At 53.6% G+C, this 23,494-nt stretch carries 21 protein-coding genes and 1 tRNA gene; 8 read left to right on the top strand and 14 right to left on the bottom strand.

Annotated elements, in window-relative coordinates:
- Window positions 1-163 precede the first annotated feature (163 nt).
- Both BSR28_RS09070 and BSR28_RS07470 read left to right on the top strand, forming a co-directional pair.
- Window positions 164-2,581 carry a prealbumin-like fold domain-containing protein gene (locus BSR28_RS09070; RefSeq protein WP_073713829.1) on the top strand — a complete coding sequence of 806 codons (2,418 nt, stop codon included), beginning with the start codon at window positions 164-166 and terminating at the stop codon, window positions 2,579-2,581.
- A gap of 184 nt (window positions 2,582-2,765) precedes the next feature.
- Window positions 2,766-5,171, top strand: coding sequence for a bifunctional metallophosphatase/5'-nucleotidase (locus tag BSR28_RS07470; RefSeq protein WP_143237641.1), 2,406 nt, complete (start codon window positions 2,766-2,768; stop codon window positions 5,169-5,171).
- 128 nt (window positions 5,172-5,299) lie between these two features.
- Here the strand turns inward: BSR28_RS07470 and BSR28_RS07465 are convergent, their stop codons facing one another.
- The 4 genes from BSR28_RS07465 to BSR28_RS07450 all read right to left on the bottom strand — a co-directional run bounded on the left by BSR28_RS07465 (window position 5,300) and on the right by BSR28_RS07450 (window position 9,553).
- The gene (locus BSR28_RS07465; RefSeq protein ID WP_073709805.1) at window positions 5,300-6,484 is read right to left on the bottom strand and encodes a hypothetical protein; all 1,185 of its coding nucleotides are present in this window, start codon (window positions 6,482-6,484) and stop codon (window positions 5,300-5,302) included.
- 221 nt (window positions 6,485-6,705) lie between these two features.
- Window positions 6,706-7,791, bottom strand: a complete 1,086-nt coding sequence (ychF, locus tag BSR28_RS07460; RefSeq protein WP_073709804.1) for a redox-regulated ATPase YchF — start codon at window positions 7,789-7,791, stop codon at window positions 6,706-6,708.
- 102 nt (window positions 7,792-7,893) lie between these two features.
- Window positions 7,894-8,907 (bottom strand): 4-hydroxy-3-methylbut-2-enyl diphosphate reductase, encoded by a 1,014-nt coding sequence (locus BSR28_RS07455; protein WP_073709803.1) that lies wholly within the window; start codon window positions 8,905-8,907, stop codon window positions 7,894-7,896.
- Window positions 8,908-8,980: 73 nt separating this feature from the next.
- Window positions 8,981-9,553, bottom strand: coding sequence for a hypothetical protein (locus BSR28_RS07450; protein ID WP_073713828.1), 573 nt, complete (start codon window positions 9,551-9,553; stop codon window positions 8,981-8,983).
- A gap of 221 nt (window positions 9,554-9,774) precedes the next feature.
- Here BSR28_RS07450 and xseA point away from each other — a divergent pair, with 221 nt between their 5' ends.
- Both xseA and BSR28_RS07440 read left to right on the top strand, forming a co-directional pair.
- A complete protein-coding gene (gene xseA, locus BSR28_RS07445) occupies window positions 9,775-11,028 on the top strand; it encodes an exodeoxyribonuclease VII large subunit (protein WP_233120634.1) in 1,254 nt (417 codons plus the stop codon).
- Window positions 11,029-11,128: 100 nt separating this feature from the next.
- A complete protein-coding gene (locus BSR28_RS07440; RefSeq protein ID WP_073713827.1) occupies window positions 11,129-11,389 on the top strand; it encodes an exodeoxyribonuclease VII small subunit in 261 nt (86 codons plus the stop codon).
- A gap of 32 nt (window positions 11,390-11,421) precedes the next feature.
- Here BSR28_RS07440 and BSR28_RS07435 read toward each other — a convergent pair whose 3' ends face one another.
- Complete coding sequence (locus tag BSR28_RS07435; RefSeq protein ID WP_073709800.1) at window positions 11,422-12,186, bottom strand: isoprenyl transferase; 765 nt, start codon at window positions 12,184-12,186, stop codon at window positions 11,422-11,424.
- 91 nt (window positions 12,187-12,277) lie between these two features.
- Here BSR28_RS07435 and trhA point away from each other — a divergent pair, with 91 nt between their 5' ends.
- Window positions 12,278-12,964 (top strand): PAQR family membrane homeostasis protein TrhA, encoded by a 687-nt coding sequence (gene trhA / locus BSR28_RS07430; protein ID WP_073713826.1) that lies wholly within the window; start codon window positions 12,278-12,280, stop codon window positions 12,962-12,964.
- A 97-nt stretch (window positions 12,965-13,061) separates the two neighbouring features.
- The gene (gene greA / locus BSR28_RS07425) at window positions 13,062-13,541 is read left to right on the top strand and encodes a transcription elongation factor GreA (protein WP_073709798.1); all 480 of its coding nucleotides are present in this window, start codon (window positions 13,062-13,064) and stop codon (window positions 13,539-13,541) included.
- A 102-nt stretch (window positions 13,542-13,643) separates the two neighbouring features.
- Here the strand turns inward: greA and BSR28_RS07420 are convergent, their stop codons facing one another.
- Window positions 13,644-14,909, bottom strand: coding sequence for an AI-2E family transporter (locus BSR28_RS07420; RefSeq protein WP_073713825.1), 1,266 nt, complete (start codon window positions 14,907-14,909; stop codon window positions 13,644-13,646).
- Between the two features lie 129 nt (window positions 14,910-15,038).
- Between BSR28_RS07420 and msrA the strand changes: the two genes are divergently transcribed.
- Window positions 15,039-15,548 (top strand): peptide-methionine (S)-S-oxide reductase MsrA, encoded by a 510-nt coding sequence (gene msrA, locus BSR28_RS07415; protein ID WP_073713824.1) that lies wholly within the window; start codon window positions 15,039-15,041, stop codon window positions 15,546-15,548.
- A gap of 4 nt (window positions 15,549-15,552) precedes the next feature.
- On the opposite strand, the gene BSR28_RS07410 is transcribed toward msrA, so the two are convergent.
- The 4 genes from BSR28_RS07410 to BSR28_RS07395 all read right to left on the bottom strand — a co-directional run bounded on the left by BSR28_RS07410 (window position 15,553) and on the right by BSR28_RS07395 (window position 18,020).
- Window positions 15,553-16,230 (bottom strand): hypothetical protein, encoded by a 678-nt coding sequence (locus tag BSR28_RS07410; protein ID WP_073713823.1) that lies wholly within the window; start codon window positions 16,228-16,230, stop codon window positions 15,553-15,555.
- A gap of 28 nt (window positions 16,231-16,258) precedes the next feature.
- Window positions 16,259-16,660, bottom strand: coding sequence for an FKBP-type peptidyl-prolyl cis-trans isomerase (locus tag BSR28_RS07405; protein WP_073709794.1), 402 nt, complete (start codon window positions 16,658-16,660; stop codon window positions 16,259-16,261).
- A 155-nt stretch (window positions 16,661-16,815) separates the two neighbouring features.
- Entirely contained in the window at window positions 16,816-17,775 is a 960-nt protein-coding gene (locus BSR28_RS07400) for a Bax inhibitor-1/YccA family protein (RefSeq protein ID WP_073713822.1), read from the bottom strand.
- A 168-nt stretch (window positions 17,776-17,943) separates the two neighbouring features.
- Window positions 17,944-18,020: transfer RNA gene (locus BSR28_RS07395), tRNA-Leu, on the bottom strand.
- A gap of 147 nt (window positions 18,021-18,167) precedes the next feature.
- Between BSR28_RS07395 and nhaA the strand changes: the two genes are divergently transcribed.
- Window positions 18,168-19,523 (top strand): Na+/H+ antiporter NhaA, encoded by a 1,356-nt coding sequence (gene nhaA, locus BSR28_RS07390; protein ID WP_083563205.1) that lies wholly within the window; start codon window positions 18,168-18,170, stop codon window positions 19,521-19,523.
- 158 nt (window positions 19,524-19,681) lie between these two features.
- Here nhaA and BSR28_RS07385 read toward each other — a convergent pair whose 3' ends face one another.
- From BSR28_RS07385 to eno, 4 genes are all read right to left on the bottom strand, one after another.
- Window positions 19,682-20,632 carry a Ppx/GppA phosphatase family protein gene (locus tag BSR28_RS07385; RefSeq protein WP_073713821.1) on the bottom strand — a complete coding sequence of 317 codons (951 nt, stop codon included), beginning with the start codon at window positions 20,630-20,632 and terminating at the stop codon, window positions 19,682-19,684.
- Window positions 20,629-21,192: a DUF501 domain-containing protein gene (locus tag BSR28_RS07380; protein WP_073709791.1), complete on the bottom strand. Its 564-nt coding sequence runs from the start codon at window positions 21,190-21,192 to the stop codon at window positions 20,629-20,631. Before BSR28_RS07380 ends, BSR28_RS07385 begins: the two co-directional genes overlap by 4 nt.
- A gap of 110 nt (window positions 21,193-21,302) precedes the next feature.
- Window positions 21,303-21,959 carry an FtsB family cell division protein gene (locus BSR28_RS07375; RefSeq protein ID WP_073713820.1) on the bottom strand — a complete coding sequence of 219 codons (657 nt, stop codon included), beginning with the start codon at window positions 21,957-21,959 and terminating at the stop codon, window positions 21,303-21,305.
- Window positions 21,960-22,156: 197 nt separating this feature from the next.
- Entirely contained in the window at window positions 22,157-23,443 is a 1,287-nt protein-coding gene (gene eno / locus BSR28_RS07370; RefSeq protein WP_073709789.1) for a phosphopyruvate hydratase, read from the bottom strand.
- Window positions 23,444-23,494 lie beyond the last annotated feature (51 nt).

Below are 23,494 nucleotides of genomic sequence, written 5' to 3'. Positions count from 1 at the left end.
TGCCTCAACCGGCAGGGGGAATATTTTGTCTAACCAGACACCGAAACGCCGCTCTGAAGTGCCCAACGATTAGGACTTTGGTAATGTAGAAACTCTTAGGAAAACGATTTCAGAAATGACAGACTTTTCCACCGAAGCACCAAAATCACTTGAGAGGTAACCCTTGATCCGGAAACGCTCCGTTAAAAAACTCTTTGCCGCTTCAGTAGGTATTTCGCTAGCATCAGCTGGGGTACTGACAGCAACTGCCGCCGGCCCTGACCTAGATCCAGAGACTTTGCCGAAAGCATCTGAAACGATCATGCCCATTGAACCAGTCAATGCCACTCATCAGCGTCTTGAGGTGATGTATTTCGATGGCACCGATCATGGCGACGAGTACCCCGAAGAGTTCCGTAAGATTTGGCAATTCCGCGGCAAGGACATTACCTTCACGATGAAAAATGGTAAAGAGGTTAATGCCTCCTACACCTACTTCGTTGCTTGGAAAAAATACCATGAACATTTGGATTCACTGCCTGAAGGCCGCGAAAAGGAAATGGTAAAGGCTTTCCAGAGCTTCTACCCTACTACCTACAGCTGGCGTGATGGAATCAACCTGCTCAACTGGAGGTTTATAGAGTCCTCAAACACGGGTGAGCTTTCATTCGTCGATGCGGGAATCTACCCATTCCAACCGCAGGACACCATTCACGTCGTACGCAACTATGTGGTCAAATTTGGGCCCAACTCCGGAGTCCAGAACACGGTTTTGCGCCCTAAGGCTACTTTCTGCCGCGTTCAACCAGATGGCACCTATGATTGGGCCGATCCTTGCGACCCTTACTTCTATATTCCGGCAACCAATGTTTTGCTAGATAAGGAACCCGTTCCTGAATATGCGGATGCTCAATCTCAGTTCACCGACTACGATCCGATCATGAAACGCTCCGGTGTTGTTCCAGTGTGGATTAAGGCTTGGGACCGTAACACTGATGCACCGGAAGTCAACCGTCTACTCCAGTACGATTTCCAAATTCCTGATGGTGAAGTAACCGGTATCTACGACACCAATGACATGCACACCGTTGGCTACGGCATGTCCGCGGCAGTAATCCATAGTTTTCAACGCTACTGGCGTGTACCCGAAGTTGAGATTCACGATGTTTCCGATAAGCAGTACCGTGAACTCCTTGGTTATACCCCGGAAGCTCCCTTCGAAGAGCGCTTAACAAAGACAACCGGCAAGATTTTCCCTGGTACAGGAGATAAAGAAAATTTTGCTATGCCTCCCCAGCTTAAAGAAGGCACTTACACTGCTCTACCTCTTGAAGATCTTGCCAACTCCAAGCCCGATTTATTTAAGAATCGCGTTTGGCTCAAGGTTTACCACAAGGATACTGATTACGCTTCAGGCGACCGTATCTACGATTTCATCCAACCTAACTATCGTTCGAGCCTAGATCAAGCCGCTTGGGAAGAAGTCCGAAATAAGCAGATCCCTGGCTATGTATATGTAGATACTGATATCCCGAATCGTCAGCTAACTTTCCGTTTCTTTGTTGATCCGGAAGCGCCGAAATTGATGCTTCGCCAACAGTACTACCGTACTTACCGTGCGATTCCTTCTGCTCTAGAATTGGAAAAGGTATCAACTAAGGATGCCAACCTACACCTTGAAGGCGCCAAGTTCGAACTTTGGAATGCCAACCACGACAAGAAGCTAGTCGAGGATCTATACACCTCCAATGCTGACGGCAAGATCACTTTCTACCAAGGAGATCTAAATGAACTGTCCCCCGAGGCCATCAAGAAGCTCCCCTATGCTGACCAGGATGGCTTGATAAAGACCGACCAAGGTCTTCTATTCGAACCTGGCCGGTACGCTCTGAAGGAAGTTGCAGCTCCCAAAGGCTACCAACTAGAACCAGACACTTTTGTCGATGTTGAGGTAAAGCCCAATACTGAAGATCAGGCCGTTCGTTTAGTTTCCACAAAGGCTGAAAATACTCCAGAACCAACCCCGGAGCCCTCACCTGAACCTAGCCCAGAGCCTTCCCCGGAGCCCTCACCCGAGCCAACTCCCGAAGCAACACCTGAGCTACCTCCGGTAAACCCAACCCCCGAACCTTCACCTGAGCCCAGCCCAGAGCCTTCCCCGGAGCCCTCACCCGAGCCAACTCCCGAAGCAACACCTGAGCTACCTCCGGTAAACCCAACCCCCGAACCTTCACCTGAGCCCAGCCCAGAGCCTTCCCCGGAGCCCTCACCCGAGCCAACTCCCGAAGCAACACCTGAGCTACCTCCGGTAAACCCAACCCCCGAACCTTCACCTGAGCCCAGCCCAGAGCCTTCCCCGGAGCCCTCACCCGAGCCAACTCCCGAAGCAACACCTGAGCTACCTCCGGTAAACCCAACCCCCGAACCAAGCCCTTCCAGAGAGGTACCCACTCTTCCGATAACCGGAAACTCCTCCCACCCTGAGGAACCATCCCTTGCACGAACCGGTGCGGACGCCCTCGGCCTATTGGCGACCGGCGGAATCCTGCTACTGGCAGGTGCCGCAGCTTTGGGTTACGGCTACCGACGTCGTGAACTCTAATAATCACGGCCTCTGATAACTGAATCAAAATGTAGAAATGGTGAGTCTTTTGGGCTCACCATTTCTACATTTGCGAAAGAAAAAAGCAATTTCCAAAAGACACTAGAAGTGTGACGCGGCTTTCAATATACTGGCGACTGTCGGGAAATACTCGACCTTCATCGAAAACCTCGAAGGAGACCGCATGAGCTTGCGCGTAAAACGAAGCCTAGTGGGGGCCACCGCCACCCTAGCCCTCCTGATGACTCCGATGGTTGCCAACGCTGCTGGAAACGGTACTGAAACCGGTACCGCCACCACCGAAGGACAACCCACCGTTTCCGAAAAGACCCCAGAAAAGTCTGCCACTCCGGAAACTAAGACCACTCCTGAAAGCCCAACTGCAACCACTGAAACCCCGGAACCCCAAGCGCCTGCCGGTAACAGTGAAGATACAGTTACCCTAAACCTCTACAACCTGACTGACATCCACGGCCACATTGAACAGGTCAAGAAACGCAAGTCAGACGTTGTAGCTGAAGCCGGCGTGGCCTCGGTAGCCTGCTACATGAATAAAGCTCGCCAAGCTGATCCGAACTCAGCCCTAACCCTGCTAGGTGACAATATTGGCGCCTCGCCGTACACCTCCGGCGTACTCTACGACAATCCCACCATTGCCGCTCTAAACCTACTCAAGCCCATTGCCTCCACCATCGGCAACCACGAGCTCGATCTAGGCCAAGATGCTTTCCGTGCTCGCATTGACGGCACCAGTGCCCTAGTAAACGGTAAGAAAGTAGACTTCACCAAGGTTGATTTCCCCTACCTAGGGGCTAATGTCGACGGCTTTGGCAAGTATCTAAAGCCCTACCAGATCTGGACCTCACCCAGCGGTGTTAAGGTCGCCTACATCGGTGCCATCGCACAGGATGTCCCCTACAAGCTCAGCCCTGGAACCACCAAGGGACTAACCTTCAACGACCCGATCCCGGTCATCAATAACCTAGCTAAAAAGCTAAAGGACAGCGGTAAGGCTGACGTTGTGATCGCCATGCTCGATGACGACGTTAAGAATAACTACCCGAAGATGGGATCCTACGTTGACGGACTCATGGGCGGCGACACTCACGTCCCCTACTCCTTCACCTGGGTCAAGGGCGCGGATGGTAACTACCTATCCGCAGACGCCTCCGGCTCCTACACTGATAACCTAGCGAACCTACAGGTCGTCTATAACACCAAGACCAAGAAGGTAGTCTCCTCGAAGGTCATTATGATCCCGGCGGCGAAGGTCGCAGAGTGTGGTCAGGATCCGGCCGTTGCAGCACTGGTCGAAAAGGCCTCTGCAGCTGCAAAAGAAGCGGGTAATGAAGTAATCGTCAACAACCTTGCCGGCGACTACAATCGCGGTATCTTTGGCGATAAGGGCCCCGGTTCAAACCGCGGTACCGAATCCACCCTGGGTGATCTAGTTGCTGATGCGATGCGCGGCTCGATCCTTGACGAGAATCAGAAACCGGTCGATATTGGCGTCATTAACGCGGGCGGTCTACGTGCCGACCTAATCCCCAATGACAAGGTAGTCACCTATCGTGATACCTACGAAGTTATGCCCTTCAGTAACCAGCTGGGCTACGTGAAGATTACTGGCGCGAAGTTCAAGGAAGCCCTCGAACAGCAGTGGAAGACGAACCTCAACACTCAGAACTCTCGCCCCATGCTAAAGCTAGGACTATCTGAAAACGTCAAGTACACCTATGATCCGACCCTACCTTTTGGTCAGCGGATCACCTCAGTGATAATCGATGGTAAGCCGCTTGATATGGCGAAGCTTTACACTGTCGGTTCTGTTACCTTCCTCCTTGATGGTGGCGATGGTTTTACGGCTCTTACCTCCAATGGAAAGGCTAAGACCAACGGTGTCCTAGATCGTGATGCGTTCAACCAGTATCTACGTGAAAACTCCGCCAAGCTACATCCGGCCATGGTCAAGCGCTCGATTGGTGTATTCGGTTTGGCCTATGAAAAGATGCAAACCCTTGATTCAAAGCTGCAGGTAAAACTACGCGGTCTATCCTTCACTGAAGGCCCAGGACGTCCCGACCAAGTGACCGTTCACCTAGGCAAGAATCAGGTAACGGCAAAGGTCAACAATGACCTTGCTGATAGCAACGCCAATAACGAGTCCGCCATCATTACCACCGATGGTGCCGGTCAGGCCGTCGCTGACTTCGAAGTTGCCGCACTCTGCAAGAGTCTGGGCAGCTCTAAGGGCACCCTACCGCTATCCGTCAGCTTCGACAAGGACGGCAAGACCTACCAGTACCTAGTTGATGGTCAGCTAATGTTGAACCTAGACTGCGCTCGAGGCGCTGAAACCAGCCCGAAGGAGCCGACCAAGCCGTCCCAGCCGGGAACCAGCCCGAAGCAGCCGATTAGCGGCACTCCGGTAAGTGGACACGCCCCGGGTAGTGGACACGGTTCCGTACCCGGAAAGGGAAACCTGGCTGAGACTGGTTCGGACGCAACCTCGCTGCTTACTCTAACTGGCATCCTGCTTCTTGCCGGAGCTGGTGCCTACGGCATTAGCCGTCGTAAGCGCGTTGCCTAGGTTATAAACCCGCTAGTTTAAATCGGATGATTTAACTAGAAACTATTTTGTGGGGAGCCCCAAGGGGCTCCCCACAATGCATTTGGCCTCTAAAATCCGCGAAAGATAAAGCGAGTCTGGGCTGATATTTAGTGCGATGGTCCGAAGGGCGAATAGCCCTGACGGTCGATTAGCGCCCCGAAACCAGTTTTAACATTCCAGAAAGTAATCCCCGTTTTCTCTGAGGCGACCACGTAGTCACCGTAGTACCACACGGTTCCATAGGGAAGAATTTGCCCTGCCGGGATCCCCTCAACTCCCCCCTTCCAGGTGGGCGCATCGGTTTTTTGTCCCAATCCAACTGGTCCCTGATCTGAAAGCCCAATCGCTACTACCCCTCCCATATGTGGGTTATAGTTCGGGTCCATCTTTGGCTTCCAGCCACCCACTACGCAGAGAATTCCCCGATAGTTAATCTCGCATCCGATGTTCTTTGAAGGACTACGTAGGGTCGCGTAACCTCTACCGACCGTTTCGATGGGCTTGGCGTCTTTAGGCCTAGGCCCACCCGCACACGGATGCCCTCCCTTTACGTAGCGTGGACAATCCGAATAATCGGGCTTTTCATCACCCGGTTTTTGAGCCTGCGAATCACCGTTTGTGCTTCCCTGCCCGCTGCGAACCATCACATAGCTTTCAAATTTCTCAGGCATTAGGCGACCGACACCGTTGCCAGGAAGAGCTAGGATCCGGTCCTTGCTTTGATCTGAAGCGACCGTTCCCTGGGCGAAGCCGGCGGGGAGTTTCATTGGGACCCCGGCCGGGTAGAAAATCAGAACCGAACCATGTGCCCCATACTGCTTATCAAAAACCCACTGGAACAGTACGCTGCCCTTGGGTAAGTCACCATCATCTACCGGTCCCCCACGGTAGTCACCATCAGGATCCATAATCGACTTGAAATCATGCTTCGTGATCTGGGCAAATTTCCTGCCGTCAGGGTAGGTCCATAGGATCTTATCCCCGTTGATTTCAAGCTTCCCACCATCTGTGCTCTTCCAAGTCCCTGCAGCGGAAGAATAGTCGCCCATGGCGATCCCATTGGCATTAAAGTGCTGTGGGATAATGATCTTCTTTTGTTGCTCTGGTGTTGCCACTGCGGGTGCAGCGGTAGGCGCCGGAACCTTGGGGGCCGTTTCTTTTTCGGTGGTCTTACCGGCGCTAACGGTCGGTTCTGGACTACTTACCACCGGCGCTTCTACTTTCGAACAAGCGCTCAAGGCCGCGGCGCACACTGAAAGTACTGCTAGGGCCGTAATCGAAGAATGTTTCATGATCTTAGGTTCCTTGAAATCCACGTTGATTCAGATACAAATCATCATAGGACGTTACGAATGCTTAGTCAGTAAAGTTTTCAAAACCGTAATCTTTGAAGGCTCTCCGTACAAATGAGAAGCGCATCAAAAATCCCCCGCTTTGACAAGCGATTATGTGTCAAAACGGGGGATGCGTTGCTATGGTCTTATAGCAAAGAAAGTGCTGTTTTAGCGGGGCTTTAGACGTTAAAGCGGAACTCCACTACGTCGCCGTCCTGCATGATGTAGTCCTTGCCTTCCATCCGGACCTTACCGGCAGCCCGAGCCTCACTGATAGAACCGGCAGCTAGCAAGTCAGCGAAAGAGACGACCTCGGCCTTAATGAAGCCCTTCTGGAAGTCCGTGTGAATAACGCCGGCAGCCTCGGGGGCGGTAGCGCCCTTCTTGACGGTCCAAGCGCGTGCTTCCTTAGGTCCGGCAGTTAGGTAGGTCTGCAGTCCAAGGGTGTCGAAACCGACGCGTGCCAGCTTATCGAGGCCCGATTCCTCAACTCCAGCGTCGGCGAGCATCTCAGCAGCTTCTTCCTCATCTAGTTCGACTAGCTCAGATTCAAACTGGGCGTCGAGGAAGACAGCTTCAGCCGGTGCGACTAGCGCCGAGAGGCGATCCTTTAGGTCCTGATCTTCCATACCGTCAGCATCCATGTTGAAAACGTAGATGAACGGTTTGGTGGTCATTAGTTGGAAGCTCTTTAGCGCGTCAGCATCAAGTCCGGCCTTAGCGGCGTGCGCGTAGAGTAGCTTGCCGTCTTCCAGTAGCTCTAGCGCGGCCTTTGCGGTGTCGAGGTAGACCGGTTCAGTCTTCTTGCCGCGAACCTCTTTTTCTAGGCGCGGGATGGCCTTTTCGAGGGTCTGAATATCCGCCAGGATAAGTTCGGTGGAGATGGTTTCAATATCGGCTGCGGCGTCAACCTTGCCGTCCACGTGGACTACGTCAGGGTCCGCGAATGCGCGAGTTACCTGGCAGATCGCGTCTGCCTCACGGATATTGGCTAGGAACTGGTTACCTAGGCCTTCACCTTCAGAAGCACCACGAACGATACCGGCGATATCAACGAAAGAGACCGTTGCGGGGACAATGCGTTCTGAGTGGAAAAGCTCTGAGAGCTGGTTCAGACGCTCGTCCGGTAGCGGCACTACGCCGACGTTCGGTTCAATGGTCGCGAAGGGGTAATTCGCTGCTAGTACGGTTGCGCGAGTTAGCGCATTAAACAATGTTGACTTGCCAACGTTGGGCAGTCCTGCAATTCCAATAGTTAAAGCCACAGGAGCATTCTACGCTAAGGGCGGGGAGACTGTATTGCTGACGGTCAAAAATCACGTCCCCGGCACTGGCGTTACCTGCGCTTGGGGACGTTTTCTGACGAACTACTCTGATTGGTGGTTCAGATTTTTGAAGTTCCGGTCAGCGTGGACTTCGACCTCACCGGCAGCTTTCAGGTCGGCGCGGAGGTTCTTAGGCAGGGAGAAGGTAATCTTCTCTTCCTTGGTGACTACCGTTTCGACATCCTGGTAGCCGTGGTCGGAAAGCCATTGGAGAACTTCCCGGACTAGGATTTCAGGCACGGAGGCGCCGGAGGTGACGCCAACGGTTTTTACGCCTTCGAACCACTCAATTTCGAGTTCATCAGCACCGTCAACACGGTGACCATCCTTGGCGCCGTTTTCGAGGGCTACCTCTAATAGACGGACCGAGTTTGAAGAGTTACCAGACCCTACCACGATCATCATGTCGCACTTGGGGGCCATGACTTTTACGGCTCCCTGCCGGTTCTGGGTGGCGTAACAAATATCGTCCGAGGGCGGGTCGTTCAGGTTCGGGAAGCGTTCCCGCAGGCGGCGGACCGTTTCCATCGCTTCATCTACGGAAAGGGTGGTTTGGGAGAGCCAAATTACCTTATCGGGGTCGCGGACTTCGACCTTGTCGACCTCGTCGGGGTTGGCCACGATCTGGATGCGTTCAGGGGCGTGCCCGTAGGTGCCTTCGACTTCCTCGTGGCCAGGGTGGCCGACGAGGACGATGTCGTAGTCTTCTTTGGCGAAGCGGACAGCTTCCCGGTGCACCTTGGTAACCAGCGGGCAGGTAGCGTCGATTGGCAGTAGGGAGCGTTCGGCAGCTTCTTGGTGGACGGCGGGAGACACGCCGTGGGCTGAAAAGACGACGCGTGCGCCCTCGGGAACCTCATCGGTTTGGTCGACGAAAATCGCGCCTTTTTTGGCTAGCGACTGGACCACAAACTTATTGTGGACGATTTCCTTACGCACGTAGACGGGAGCCCCGTATAGGTCGAGGGCGCGTTCCACGGCTTCTACTGCCCGGTCTACGCCGGCACAGTAACCACGAGGAGCAGCTAGCAGGATCTTCTTTCCGGATTCGCTCATAACCAATAGCCTAAAGCAAGCGGGCTTTTCAGGCAGGTTAAAGGATTTAGATTCCGCTGCTGGCGCTTAGATACTACTCAAGCCAGTAGGTGGTGCTGCTCATCCAGAAGGAACCCGCGCCCACCTCGTAATACTTCTCAGTGGTCTGTTCCCAGCCATTGACTAGCTGCAGGAAGAGTCGACCGTCCTGGTACTGCCGATACCCGACGACTAGCACCCAATGCCAGTTAAACAGGCCGTCAACTAGCAGAGCTGCCTGAATTAGATTGTTTCGCACCCCAAATTTGAGGGCTTTAAGGTTACGGCTGGTCTGGCTGTGCATGGGTATGCCCCGTTGCCGATAGAAGATCCGAACTTTGGGGACCAGCATGGCGACCGGGCCGTTGTTGACGATTCGGTGAAGGGCTTGGAAGGTCGCTACGCGGTCATCATTAACCAGTAGCTGTTTAGCTCCCCGATGCGCGTGGTAGAGGGCAATATTTGTTGCGGCCACGGCGGCGCAGTGGTTTTTGGCTAGGTCTGATACTTCCGAGGTGGTCATCCAGGCTACTGAGCTCGCATCATCAATGGTGCGGGCAATATAGCGTCCTTTAGGTAACTGATGTGGGCTTAGAAAGCCGTAGTCGCCGTCTCCAAGTAGGAACATGTTTGCCTCACCTCCATTCTCTTTTATCTTTCTAGTCCTTTTAACGTTCTAGGATCGCTATGGGCACTTTATCAAGCATTAGCGCTCAGGTTCCGATGAGATGTGAAGAATATGGGTATCCTTCACGTGACTTATCCCTAAGTATTATCCCCAACTAGGCTTATCCCAAATGCAAAATCTCAAAGTGGAAAAAGGTGGCCGAAAATGTCATGGTTATAACCATGGAAAGTACCCTTGCCCCTACCGCCGCGCAAACCACCAGAGAAAATCCCTGGCCCCTGCGCCTACTCAGCCAAAAAATGAAGGGCTACATTGAAAAGATGTCGCCCGTCTGGGTAGAAGGCGAAGTAGTAGAACTTAAAGTTCGCCCCGGTAACAAGATGAGTTTCCTAGTCCTAGGCGATCTTGAAAGCGATGCCAGTATTAACGTTGCCCTCTGGGCTAATGCCATTGCACCGGTAAAAGATGGGCTCACCCCCGGTTCAAAAGTAGTCGTGAGGGCCAAACCCACCTTCTGGGAACGGACCGGTTCCCTACAGTTACAGGGGGCAGAAATCCACCTACGAGGGTTAGGCGATCTGCTAGCTAGGATTGAACTGCTCCGTCAACAGTTGGCCGCCGAAGGACTATTCGCCGCCGAACGGAAGCAGCCCCTCCCTTTCCTACCACGAAAGATCGGCCTGATTTGCGGTCAGGGCGCCAAGGCAGAACAAGACGTCATCGTTAACGCTCGACTACGGTGGCCCGGTGCAGTGTTCGAAACTCGATACGCCAATGTTCAAGGCGATCACTGTGCTCCCACTGTCACCGCTGCCTTACAAGAGTTAGATCAAATCCCTGACGTTGACGTCATTATTATTACCCGCGGTGGGGGTGCCGTCGCAGACCTACTCCCCTTCTCTGACGAACGGATTGTTCGGGCTGCCGCCAATGCCAAAACCCCGATCATTGCGGCAATCGGCCACGAGACCGACTGTCCCCTGTTGGACCTGGTAGCCGATTACCGGGCCTCAACCCCCACCGATGCCGCCCGAAAAGTAGTGCCAGATCTTGAAACCGAAAGGGCCGGCCTACAGAGCACCCTAGACCGGGCGCGACAAATGCTCCTAAAACGTCTTGCCTACGAGCAGGAAGGCCTAAAGAACCTCCTCTCACGTCCCTCTCTGGCCTCCCCAGAGGGGATCATCAATAACCAGCTGCAGCTAATCCAACAAACCAAAATCCAAGTTAACGAACGCTTAAGTAAAAAACTTGAACTAGCGGCCTCGGAACTAGTAGGTCTGAAGGGCAAACTAAAAGCCCTTTCGCCGCAAGAAATCCTCAACCGGGGTTATGCGGTGATCCGTAAACCCGATAAGTCAGTCATAACCGACGCTAGCGAGCTCTCCAAAGGCGCGCTGATTGAAGGTATGTTGGCCCAGGGCAGTTTCGTGGCCCAAGTGATCGGAGCCCAAGCAAAAAATATTGGACGCTAAAGCCCAGCTAACCAGTAGCCCAGAATCCCAAAGCGGAACCCCAAGCACTAAAACAAGTACCACTTACCAGCACAAGAAAAAAGCAGAACGAAGGAAGAAAATGGCAAATCTAAACCCAGAATCCAACGAGGCCCAAAGCCAGGACAATGCCACCAAGGACCTACAAAACCTCAGCTATGAGGAAGCCCGCGCGGAGCTAATCGAAACGGCTCGGCAACTAGAATCACGAGATATCGAACTTGAAGTGGCACTCAAGCTCTGGGAACGGGGACAGGAACTAGCAAAAGTCTGCGAAAACATCCTACGCGATGCCCAAAACCGCGTCCAGAAAGCCCAAGACGACGCTGCGAAAGCAGAATAATACGCACTAGGCGGGGAGGCAACAAAGTTTAGTTAACGTCCCATCCGGCGTTCACGCTGCGAATAGTCACGCAGAGCGCGCAAGAAGTCCACCCGTCGCATATCAGGCCAGTAGGCTTCACAAAAATAAAACTCTGAGTGCGCCGACTGCCAAAGCAGGAAACCAGAAAGTCGCTGCTCCCCCGAGGTACGGATGACCAGATCCGGATCAGGTTGACCTGAAGTGTAAAGATTAGCGGTAATCTCAGCCTCAGAGACCTCTGCGGCCGCTTGTGCCAGATCCTGACCAGCCTCTAGACGACGAGCCAACAAGCGACGAACCGCCTGCGCAATCTCTTGCCGGCCACCATAGCCGACCGCCACATTCACCTGTAGTCCCTTGAGATCGGCAGTCGAATCAGTGGCTTTAGCGAGTTCCTCGGCAACCTCAACCGGCAGGGCCGAAGTATCGCCCACCAGTTGTAAACGCCACCTCTTAGAACCAGCCATTTTCTTAACCGAGTCGACGATAATTCCCAAAAGTGCTTTTAGTTCTTTCGGATCACGTTCCAGGTTATCCGTCGAAAGCATCCATAAGGTAACCACCTCAACGTCAACAGACTCAGCCCAGCCTAGGAACTCGATTATCTTCCGGGCGCCTTCCCGATGTCCCGAAGCCGTATCGAAACCCGCCGCCTTTGCCCAGCGTCGATTTCCATCTAGGATCACGCCAATATGCCGTGGAATCACACCTTGATTGGTGATCTCACGCAAGAGGCGACGCTCATAGGCATCATAAAGCAGCGACTGGAAAGCCATCTTTTTCTTCCTTCCAAAGAATTGACGGTACTCACATTCTAAAACCTGAGCAAAGATTACGCGCACTAGTGCACCCGAGTAGAATGAGAATATGAGTACCCAGCCAGAATCCATCCCCCCGAACCACACTCTGCTCCCAGATGATTATGAGTTGAAACCGGTACTAAGAGGCTGGATTCACGCCATTTCCGCACCCCTAACTCTAGCGGCCTGTATTGTGCTTCTGGTCTTGGCACCAACAACCGGCAGGAAGATCGCCTGTGCAGTTTATTTGGCCTCTACCCTAATGCTCTTCGGCACTTCAGCCGTTTATCACCGTGGAACTTGGGGAGTTAAAGGCGATGCGATCCTGCGGCGAATGGACCACTCGAATATTTTCCTTCTAATCGCCGGTACCTATACGCCCATTGCCGTGGGATCACTTGATACCTACAATGCAACCGTACTCTTGAGCATTGTCTGGGGTGGGGCCTTCATTGGAATCCTCATGCGGATCTTTTGGCTAGAAGCACCACGCTGGATTTACACCAGCATTTACGTGATTCTAGGCTGGGTTGCGGTCTGGTACCTATTCCCGATTGCCCATTCAGTGGGTTGGGCTGTGGTCTGGCTACTAATCGCCGGCGGACTCACCTATACCCTTGGCGCCGTTTTCTATGGCTTCCGTTGGCCTGGCCGATACGCGCTCATATTTGGTTTCCACGAGTTCTTCCATACCTGCACCGTAGCCGGCTGGACCCTAATGTGCGTCGCTGCCTACATTGCAATCCTGAGCTAAATACAGCCCGAAAGCCTAGCTTGAGTTAGGATAAGGGCATTAATCTGACCTAAAACTCAGACCTAAAAATCTGAACTAAGCAAAGAAAAGAAAGACTATGACCGAAAAACGCTGGATTGACCAAGGCTCCTACGACAAGCTTCAGGCTGAACTAAAGTTCCTCACCGAAGAAAAGCGTCCTGAAATCGTACGTAAGATTGATGAAGCTCGCCAGGATGGCGATCTAAAAGAAAACGGCGCTTACCATGCCGCCCGCGATGAACAGGCCATGAACGAAACCCGCATTCAGCAGCTTGAAGAACTACTTAAAAACTGCGAGGTTGGGGAAGTACCCGAAGATGACGGCGTTGTTGCCCCCGGCATGGTAGTCAAAGCTAAAGTCGGTCCGCGTCAGATGGAATTCCTGTTAGGTCTGCGCGAAGCCAATGACGATATTGCCCTTGAGGTCTACAGCCCCGAGGCTCCTCTAGGCAAAGCTCTTTTGGGCGCCAAGGAAGGCGATACCGTTGATTACGCGACCCCCTCTGGTAAGACCCTGAAGGTGAAGATTGAAAGCGTAAAGCCCTACCAAGGCTAAGACTAATCCGGAATAAGATTTCGCCCCGATAGTTTTCACTATCGGGGCAAAATCTTTAGCTAAGTCAGGGAAGTTGTTATCGCTCATTCCCCTATTGAGCTATCAGGCAGGCAGGGCTTCGTTACTTTCCTCGCCATCTTCGAACTTTAGCACTAGGCCCAGTTCTTCATCGGTAGTATTCGAGTGATTCTCAAGTGCCTTAGCCGAGTTAGCGCGGTTGATCGCTTCATTAGCGAAAGCCATCACCGGAACGACGAACAGCGCACCAGTTACACCTGCAAGGTACCCACCGGCGGCGACCCCTAGGACCACCGCTACTGGGTGCAAGGCTACGGCAGAAGACATCAACATGGGCTGTAGGACGTTACCTTCGGTCTGTTGGACTACCAGTACTACGACCACCATGATGATGGCGGCAGTGGAGCCAACATCTACCAGTGCGACTAGCACCGCTACTGACCCGGCTACGATCGCACCGAGAATTGGGATAAAGCCCATCATGAAGGTCAGCAGTGCAATGGGCACCCATAGGCTAACACCAACAAAGTAGGCACCTAGGCCGATACCGACAGCATCGATGGCCGCCACTAGGACCTGTACGCGAGCCCAAGCACCAACGGTGCTCCAGCCGGCAGCGAAGGATTCATGGATCGGGCGGCGGGCAATGCGCGGGAACAGGCGAACACACCAAACCCAGATCTGCTTGCCGTCCTTCAGGAAGAAGAACACACAGAAAAGAATGGTGATCATGGTGGCCATGGAGGACGCAATCGAGGAAGCGGCAAAGAAAGCACCAGAGGCAATGGAGGAAGCGTTAGACTTCACGGCGGTGACGATCTGGGCGCTGGCTTGGTTCAGCCAGTTCGTAACCTGCTGCTCCTGCAGCCCTAGCGGACCCTTTGAGAGCCAGTCAGTGAGCTGGCTAAAGCCGGCGGCGGCCTTGGTCGCAAGGTCGGGGGCATCGGTAGCAACTTGACTGATTGAAATGGTGAGGACCAAGCTGGCAATGCCAGTACCGATTAGCAGTGCCAAAATTGCCGCGAGTCCCTTAGGCAAGTGCAGCTTACCGTTCAAGAACTTAACGAGCGGCATTAGTACTGCGGTGAAGAGCAATGAGATAGCGATCGGAATGACCACCATGCTGAACTTTACGATCAGTTGCAGCATCACCCAGGCTACCCCACAGATAGCCAAGATTCGCCAAGCCCAAGCACCCGCTACCTGGATACCCCAGGGCAGAGTATCTTTGACGCGCAAACCAGAGGCAGAAACTAGTTCCCCTTCCTCATTAGGCCGTGCGGGACGACGAGAGGGCAGAAACTTTTCCTTCTTCTGCTTCTTTTCTTTCTTCTCACGTGATTTTGTCACGTCGTTACCTTTCGGGTTTAGAAAAACCGTTAGTATTTTAGACAGGTCCTTAAACGACCAGTTGTTTTTCTAGTTTAAGGGCATTAAGTCCGATTTCCATATTTTACCGGCATCCAGGAGGTAATCCCCATGAGTCAAGAAACGATCTACTTCGCTATGGGATGCTTTTGGGGAGTAGAAAAAGCCCTCAAACAGCTCCCGGGAGTACATGACACCGAAGTTGGCTACATGGGTGGACACGCCCCGACCCCCAGCTACACGCAAGTTTGTACCGGGTTAACCGGGCACGCAGAGACCGTTCGTGTTCAGGCCGACACTGATGCCATCGATCAACTGTTGCAATTCTTTTTTGAGAATCACGATCCGACTCAGGTTGATGGGCAAGGAAACGACCACGGAACGCAATACCGTTCAGTAATTTTTACTACCACCGAGGACGCTTTCAAAGCTGCCCAGAAATGGCGCGAAATAGCCCAAAATAAACTTAGTGCAGCTGGTTATGGGCCGGTCACCACCACGATTTATGGCCCCTCTGAAGTACCCGAGTTTTGGCCGGCCGAAGAATACCACCAGGATTATTTAGAAAAGAATCCTGATGGCTACTGTCCGGTGCATGCCACCGGTATTAAGTGCGGTTAAAGCCCTAACGGACTAGCCGTTCCTGGTTCTGTCCCCATTCGGATTCAATCCTTGCCATTCCATCGGGGATAAAAGCTTGGGAACGAAGAAAATCCCAGGTGACGCGATCGGCTGTATGCACCCAAGTCTGGGCCGGGCCTAGGGCGGGAAGTACGTAGTCTAGTAAACGCTGACGGATCTGACGAGCAACGCTATTACCAGCTACCGGTGCTGGTGAATCTGCACTTGGGATTTCTTGGAATGAGGTAGCAGCTGTCTCCCACAGGGGACGGAAATGTGGTTCTGTCGGGGCTTCGTCATGAAACCCAAGTTCCGTTAGGGCCAGCTCATCGACCCATAGTCCAGCTAGTTCGTGCTCTCGTACGGCGACGATTGAGCGTCCGAGTTGAGAAGTGTAGGTGACCGCTGCAGAGCCGACGATTCGTTTATTCATGACTGCTACTGCTACCCGGTTACCGTGCGGGATACCTTCAATCAGTCGATCCCATTTCTCGATAGTAGCTTGTGCCTCGGTTTGGAGATCTGAGCTATTTCCAATTGGTTTGCTAGCCAGACCAGTAGCTGCTTGGTTCGTCGCATTAGCGGGCTTTAGCAGGCTTTCTAAATGGCGGAACTCGGCTAGGCCGGCCACAACTGCGTCTTGCGGTTGGGCCGGCCTAATCGTTAGTCCGAGTTCAGACATTTGCGACTTCTTAAGCTTGATTAAAGAATCAGAGCTTACCAACAATGTCGGTGACGAAGACTAGGGTGTCTCCACCCTTAATGCCGGCCTGCGGCACGCCACGGTCTCCGTAGCCCAGTTCAGACGGGATTGATAGTAGGACTCGGGAGCCAACGCGCTGACCGACTAGTCCGTCGTCCCAGCCGCGAATGACCATGCCTACGCCAACCTGGAAGACTAGGGGCTGACGACGATCGAAAGAGTTGTCGAATACCTGACCGTTCCAGACCTGGCCTAGGTAGTGGGCGGCGATCTGGTCACCGGGCTCGACTACCTCGCCGTCTCCTTCAGAGAGGACGGTGACGACTAGTTCCTTAGGAGCTTCTTCTTCGAGGAACTCTAGGACGGGCTTTTCCCCGAAGGGCTGTTCAACTTTTAGCATATTTTCCATGTCTCTAAATATAAAGCAAATATCCGCCCCCAGCTTTAGGAGGCGGATATTTACACGCTAAGAAAAGTTCCTAGCTTGAAGTTGTTCACGACTAACTATTGCTAATCCGAAGCAAAGCTACCGATCAGACTTTGGTTAGTCAGAGCTGGCGACCTTCAGTCGCGGCTAGAAGCGATGATTGCTAGGTAACGTAGTAGCTGAACGTACAGCCAGATTACGGTTAGCATAATGCCGAAGGACAGCAACCAAGCCGACTTCTTGGGTAGTCCCGCCTGAGCGGCACGCTGTACTGAATCGAAGTCACCGATGAGGCTAGCGCCACCAACTAGAACCACGAAGACAGCCAGCAGACCAGCTAGGGGGAAGCCAGCAATCGTCATGCCTTCTAGGCCCCAAGGATTATCGATCACACCGGTCATGGTTAGGATTAAGTCAAGGACCTGAAGAACCAAAATGCCAATGATACCGATCAGGGCAAACTTCTGTACTTTTGAGGAGTTCCGGACCTTACCGCTGCGGAATAGCAATAGCGTCACAGCGAAAACCACACCGGTAGCAATTAGTGCCTGGCCAACCACGCCGGGAGCCTCGGTTTCGAACATGAGCGACACCGCGCCCAGCATTAAACCTTCAGCGACCATGTAGGTGCTGATTAAGCCCGGGTTGGTGGAAGATTTGAAAATAATGATAAAGCCAAGTATCAGAGCGACGAACGCACCGCCTACGCCTAGCATGAGACCAAGCTGCGGGCTGGTCAGCGTCAAGTACCAAGAGACCACCGCACTAATGACGGTTAGACCAAGCAGGAGGCCGGTCTTTACGATCACGTCATCTACGGTCACCGCATCGGCACCATAACCAGTGCGGTCGTAAGCCATATCGAAACCTGGCTGCTGCCCCGTCTGGTAAGGCTGGGGTTGGTACTGCGGTTGCTGGTAAGCAGTTGAACCGTAACCGTACCCGGTATCACCCTGAGGTGCGTAGTCTACGGATCCCTGCGGTGCGGCCTGCCCCTGCGGGGTGTAGCCAGGCATTGCCGGGTATCCATTGGGGGTGCGGGCGTAGCTAGCCTTTTCCGCCCCAACGGCGATTTTATCTAGTACAGGATTTGCCATTCGCTGTCCTTTCAGTGAAGTACCTGCCTCTAAATGTCATACAGGTATCTAATACAACTATTAACTAATTTTACAAGATTTGTATTCCACCCAGACGGAGGGGGCAGGTTTTATGGTTAGAGTGAACAAAAAATGCCGACTAAATTGGCAAAATTTCAATAGTTAGAGTGGTACCCCCAGTGGGACTCGAACCCACAACACATCGATTTTAAGTCGATTGCCTCTGCCAATTGGGCCATGGGGGCGCATGCGAACATGCAGGGCACAACTATACCTAAAGCGGGTGGAGATGTCCACCACGTCAAGCGCGAAATTAGTGCGAAAACCACTACAAATTTACTAGAATAGTAGTCCCTAGAAAATTGTAATCAACGGAAAGCAAAACTAGAACTATGAGTTCACAGAAGCGCGCAAAGATCCCCTACAAACAGCAGGGTATTAGAAAGAGTTCACGCTTCAACAGTCCCGCGTTGAAGGGTGTGGGAAGGCCGCACACGCTGCAGAGTTCGCGCCGCCGCCTATACTCCACTACCCACTCCACCCAGGAAACTTGGTGGCGTCGAATTCGCCGCGGAATTAACAACATTCCCCACGCCCTAGAAGACGAAACCAAAGCAGGCCTCCTGCTGATGGCTTCGGCACTTGCGGCACTGATTATTGCCAACTCCCCCTGGCGTCATATTTACGAGGCCGTTTCGGAGTTCCACTTTGGCCCCGAGTCCTTGCATCTAAACCTTTCAGTTGCTCACTGGGCTGGCGATGGTCTACTGACGATCTTCTTCTTCGTGGTTGGTCTAGAACTCAAGACCGAATTTGTCACCGGTTCACTCCGTGATCTTCGCGAAGCAGCTTTGCCCATGTTGGCGGCCGTTTTCGGCATGATCGGACCGGCGCTACTTTACGTAGTAATCCAGTTTGGATCTGAGGACCCAGCTTTCCATGGTTGGGCCATTCCAACCGCTACCGATATTGCCTTCGCGGTAGCAATTTTGGGAATCTTTGGTCGCGGCTTACCCCCAGCGGTCCGCACCTTCCTACTGACCTTGGCAGTAGTTGACGACCTGCTGGCGATTATCGTGATCGCAGTCTTCTACACCTCCGATATTAACTTTATGGCCTTGGGCCTATCGCTACTGTTCGTAGCCTTCTTCGCCCTGCTGGTGAATCGTCGGATTACCTACTGGTGGCTGCTGATTCCTATTGCGTTAGTGGCTTGGGCTGCAATGCATGCTTCTGGCGTGCATGCGACTATTGCTGGCGTCTTGATGGGTCTATCCGTACCTGCGGTCCGTCGTGCTCGTGAGCCCCAGATGACTCACGCTTTCGTAGAGAAGCTACACCCGTGGTCTGCTGGTTTGGCCCTACCGCTATTCGCCTTCTTCTCTGCCGGCGTCAACATTGTTGATTCCTCCGGTATTATGTCCACCCTTACCGATCCGGTCACTGTGGGTATTATTATCGGCATGCCGATCGGTAAGATCGTGGGTGTCTTCGGTTCGGTTGTCATCTTGACTCAGTTCACCAGCCTCCACTTGGGCAATGGTGTGGGCCGTCGCGACATCCTACCGATCTCCGTTCTTTGCGGTATTGGTTTCACCGTTGCACTGCTTATTTCCGGTTTGGCCTTCCCGCCGGGTTCAGAGCACGTGGAGCACGGCAAGCTGGCGGTCCTGATGGGTACCATCATCTCCGCTACTCTCGGTTCTTACTTGGTATCCAAGCGCGCCAAGCGCCATATTCGCCACTGAGCCGCTCACTTCTAGCTACACTTTGGGCCCCAGCAAATCTGCTGGGGCCCAAAGTTTTTTGACTGAGGATATATCAGAAGAGACTGTCGGACTCTCTCAAGGCACTTAGTAGGACGTTACCTGTTCCTTTAAGCGACTAGGAGGACCGTGGGCCTCCCCTACTGTGGGGTCTGTCCAAGCTGGGCCGCTGCCAGCGTGATCCCGTCTAGGATGTCGTGTTCACTGGTAACGACCGGGTTGAGTTCCTGGCCCGCTTCCTCTCTGGCTGCTAATAAACGCTCTACAATCAGCTGCCAGATTAGCGCTCCCGCGGCGATCACATCACGTCGTCCCGGATGCATGAAGCCCATCTGGGCTTTCGCTTCCTCAGAGGCCTGACGCAGCCCTTCGCAGGCTTTAATCACGTCCTGCGGGGAAAGCTGTGTGCCATCGATCCGCTGCGGGTCGTATTTTTCTAGCCCTAGGGCATATGCCGTAATCGTAGTAACCGAACCGGCTAGACCCACTAGGGTGTTGATGGATGAAAAGTCTACGACTTGGTCTGCTTCATCCAATAGGCCATTGATGAACTCTTTGGCTTCTTCGACGCGGCCATCTTTTAAGAAGCGCTCGGTAACGCGGACGCAACCCATATCGGTTGAAATGGCCGCTTGAGCAGTTTCGGTTCCGCGGACAAACTCGGTTGAGCCACCGCCGATATCCACCACTAGTAGTGGACCGGTTAGCGAGCTGCCCACCCCGGAGAGAGCCCCAGAGAAGGAGAATTGGGCTTCCTGGTCACCAGAGATGACTGCCGGTTCAATCCCTAGACGAGCTTTAACCCCCGACACGAAGTCAGCAGCGTTTTCGGCATCGCGCGAAGCGCTAGTGGCCACGAAAAGCGCCTTCTGGACGTCGTATTCGCGGATCTTCTGAGCGTATTCCTCTACGGCCGCAAACGTCCGTTCTAGGGCTTCTGGAGCCAATCGTCCAGTCTTATCTACGTCTTGCCCCAGCCGCACGACTTTCATTTCACGGACTAGATCTTTAAGGGTGCCGTCTTCTTGCTGCTGGGCGATTAGTAGGCGAATTGAGTTGGTGCCGCAGTCAATGCCAGCGAGGATGCTCATAGTTCTGCCCCCGGCTGCAAGGCGGCTTTGGCGGAAGCTAGAAGGCCCTCAGGAACTTCGACTTCTTGGTAGGCTTCAGGGGCTTCCCAGAGTTCAAAGATGGTCATTAGTTTCAGGGCCCAGTCGCCAACCGGGTTGACGCCGGGTCCGGCAGCTAAAGCGTGTCCGACGAGGGCGTGTAGGCACTTGACACGTTCAGGCATACCGCCGGCGGAAACGCCTGAGATTTCGGGGACCTCACCGAATTTAGAACGAGCGTCAATATAGGCTTGGTGTGCTTTGGCGTAGGCGCTCTTCCAGGCCTCATCCTGTTGAATCAGGGCTTGCATTTCGTCCATTAGGTGGCGTGCTTCTAGGGTAGAGCAAGCTTTTACGGGTCCCGGGTGGGTCAGGTAGAAGGTAGTGGGGAAAGGGGTGCCGTCTTCTAGCCGAGGACGCGTCGTCACTACCAGGGGCTCTCCCTGACGGTTTCGGGCAGCGATCTCGATGACGCCCCGGGGAACCCGTCCAAGTTGGTTTTCTAGGGCAGCTAGGTCAGTTTCGGTTACCTGGTGGTTCATTCTTTTCCTTTGGGCAAGAGACGAGTTTTAGGAGTTGTCTTTAGGGCTAGTAGTTTTCTTCGACGTTCGGGGACTTAGCTGATTTCACCAGTCCTAATGCCGGGTCGATTCTATTCCGGACTTGGTTTAGCTTCTGGGGTTGAGTTCGCGGGCTGCGGTTCTGGGGTCGGGGTGGTGACTGTGGTGAGCTTGGGGCTGGCCCCGGCAGCGGCAATAGATTCAGAAAGCGTGAGGAACCAGGGGCGAACCGGACCTTGGAAGGGGGCTTCGACAGTTTTTTGGTTCAGGAACTTTGAATCAGGATCAATCACCACGTATTGGGTTTGTCCGGGGCGAAGGTAGCCTAGTCGTTCACGGGCTTGTGCCGCTACGTAGTCCGGGTCATCCCAGCGGGCCAACATTTCTTTAAGCTCTGCTTGTTTTTCTTTTTCTGCTTCAATTTGGGCTAGCATCCGACGATTCGATTGCTCTTGTTGCAGAAGCTGTTTAACTGGAGAGACCAAGAAAGCGGCCAAGACGATTAAGACTAGGACGATACTGAAGGCCCGGTAGGAGATCTCTCCCCGCGAGGTTTTTAAGCCAGTGCTGGTGGCATAGGTGATCGGCGCCTTTTGTCGGCTTCGTGTGGCCGGCGATCCGGTGGGCCGATTGCTGGTAGCGCTGGCTTTTTCGGGGCTTCGGGAAGGGATACTGGAAGAGCTGGATCGTTTGGGGATACGAACCTTCGGGGTAGGAAGGTTTCGTCCGCGTGAGGGCTGCTCTTTCATGCTTTAGATTTTCGCCTATTTAGTGCTTGAGTGCGAGTGGAAAAATCCCGGTGAATAAAATATGACGCTGGAGCGGCTACCCATTGGTAGCGCTCCAGCGTCATGATTCGCGCTGAGTACTCTATTCGCCGTTATGGAAACCATTCAAGAGAGAGAAGACGGTTTCCTTAAGGTTTTGTGGCGTTAGAGTCTAAAGCTCAGAACTTGGCGCGGGGGAAGGCGGAACGGCCAGCGTAAACTGCTGCCTCGTCTAGGTCTTCCTCGATGCGTAGTAGCTGGTTGTACTTGGCAACGCGCTCTGAACGGGCCGGAGCACCGGTCTTGATCTGGCCGGAGTTGGTGGCAACGGCTAGGTCAGCGATGGTGGTGTCTTCGGTTTCACCGGAACGGTGAGAGGTCATGGTGCGGTAACCGTTGCGGTGTGCTTCTTCCACGGCGTCTAGGGTTTCGGTTAGGGAACCAATCTGGTTTACCTTAACTAGAAGGGCGTTAGCGGCGCCTTCTTCGATGCCCTTGCGTAGACGCTCGGGGTTGGTGACGAATAGGTCGTCGCCAACTAGCTGGACGCGGTCACCAATGGCCTTGGTTAGCTGGGTCCATGCATCCCATTCGTCTTCTGACAACGGGTCTTCGATGGAGACTAGCGGGTACTTGGAGATTAGCTCTTCGTAGTACTTCACCATGTATTCGGTGTCGCGCTCTTCGCCTTCGAACTTGTAGGTCTTGGTTTCGGTGTTGAAGAATTCGGTGGAGGCAACGTCTAGGGCTAGAGCAATGTCAGCACCCGGGGTGTAGCCAGCCTTTTCGATAGCTTCAACGATGAGGTCTAGAGCTTCAGCGTTGGAGTCTAGGTTCGGGGCGAAGCCGCCTTCGTCACCTAGACCGGTGGATAGACCGCGTTCCTTGATAACGGACTTCAGGGTGTGGTAGACCTCTGCACCCCAGCGTAGAGCTTCACGGAAGGTCGGAGCGCCGATCGGGGCGATCATGAATTCCTGAATGTCAACGTTGGTGTCAGCGTGAGAACCACCGTTTAGGATGTTCATCATGGGGACCGGTAGAACGTGAGCGTTCGGGCCACCTAGGTAACGGTATAGGGGTAGACCAGCGGAGTCAGCAGCGGCCTTAGCAACGGCTAGGGAGACGCCTAGGATGGCGTTTGCGCCGAGCTTGCCCTTATTGTCGGTGCCGTCTAGGTCGATCATGGCTTCGTCGATCGCGCGCTGTTCAGAGGCTTCGATGTCGATTAGTTCCGGAGCGATGGTGTCAATAACAGCTTCAACAGCGTCTTCTACACCCTTGCCCTGGTAACGGTCCTTGTCGCCGTCGCGACGTTCGACTGCTTCGAAAGCACCGGTGGAGGCACCGGAGGGAACTGCAGCCTGAGCCAGAGTACCGTCTTCTAGAAGGACCTCAACCTCGACGGTGGGGTTACCACGAGAGTCCAGAATTTCACGAGCGCCAATAGCTTCAATACGTGCCACGCTATCTCCTTTTGTTAGGGTGCACACCCGACCTGATGCCGGGCAATACGT

This window comes from Boudabousia liubingyangii (assembly GCF_001907245.1).
Taxonomy (GTDB): domain Bacteria; phylum Actinomycetota; class Actinomycetes; order Actinomycetales; family Actinomycetaceae; genus Boudabousia; species Boudabousia liubingyangii.
The sequence above is the reverse complement of the archived record's forward strand: the minus strand, read 5'-3'. Positions and strand labels throughout refer to the sequence as shown.

Coding starts and splice junctions, on each gene's coding strand:
- greA (WP_073709798.1), top strand. CDS start 13,062: ATGACCGAAAAACGCTGGATTGACCAAGGCTCCTACGACAAGCTTCAG.
- msrA (WP_073713824.1), top strand. CDS start 15,039: ATGAGTCAAGAAACGATCTACTTCGCTATGGGATGCTTTTGGGGAGTA.
- BSR28_RS07400 (WP_073713822.1), bottom strand. CDS start 17,775: ATGGCAAATCCTGTACTAGATAAAATCGCCGTTGGGGCGGAAAAGGCT.
- trhA (WP_073713826.1), top strand. CDS start 12,278: ATGAGTACCCAGCCAGAATCCATCCCCCCGAACCACACTCTGCTCCCA.
- BSR28_RS07465 (WP_073709805.1), bottom strand. CDS start 6,484: ATGAAACATTCTTCGATTACGGCCCTAGCAGTACTTTCAGTGTGCGCC.
- nhaA (WP_083563205.1), top strand. CDS start 18,168: ATGAGTTCACAGAAGCGCGCAAAGATCCCCTACAAACAGCAGGGTATT.
- BSR28_RS07470 (WP_143237641.1), top strand. CDS start 2,766: ATGAGCTTGCGCGTAAAACGAAGCCTAGTGGGGGCCACCGCCACCCTA.
- BSR28_RS07440 (WP_073713827.1), top strand. CDS start 11,129: ATGGCAAATCTAAACCCAGAATCCAACGAGGCCCAAAGCCAGGACAAT.
- BSR28_RS07375 (WP_073713820.1), bottom strand. CDS start 21,959: ATGAAAGAGCAGCCCTCACGCGGACGAAACCTTCCTACCCCGAAGGTT.
- BSR28_RS07385 (WP_073713821.1), bottom strand. CDS start 20,632: ATGAGCATCCTCGCTGGCATTGACTGCGGCACCAACTCAATTCGCCTA.
- xseA (WP_233120634.1), top strand. CDS start 9,775: ATGGAAAGTACCCTTGCCCCTACCGCCGCGCAAACCACCAGAGAAAAT.
- BSR28_RS07455 (WP_073709803.1), bottom strand. CDS start 8,907: ATGAGCGAATCCGGAAAGAAGATCCTGCTAGCTGCTCCTCGTGGTTAC.
- BSR28_RS07405 (WP_073709794.1), bottom strand. CDS start 16,660: ATGGAAAATATGCTAAAAGTTGAACAGCCCTTCGGGGAAAAGCCCGTC.
- BSR28_RS07435 (WP_073709800.1), bottom strand. CDS start 12,186: ATGGCTTTCCAGTCGCTGCTTTATGATGCCTATGAGCGTCGCCTCTTG.
- BSR28_RS07450 (WP_073713828.1), bottom strand. CDS start 9,553: ATGTTCCTACTTGGAGACGGCGACTACGGCTTTCTAAGCCCACATCAG.
- BSR28_RS07410 (WP_073713823.1), bottom strand. CDS start 16,230: ATGTCTGAACTCGGACTAACGATTAGGCCGGCCCAACCGCAAGACGCA.
- BSR28_RS07380 (WP_073709791.1), bottom strand. CDS start 21,192: ATGAACCACCAGGTAACCGAAACTGACCTAGCTGCCCTAGAAAACCAA.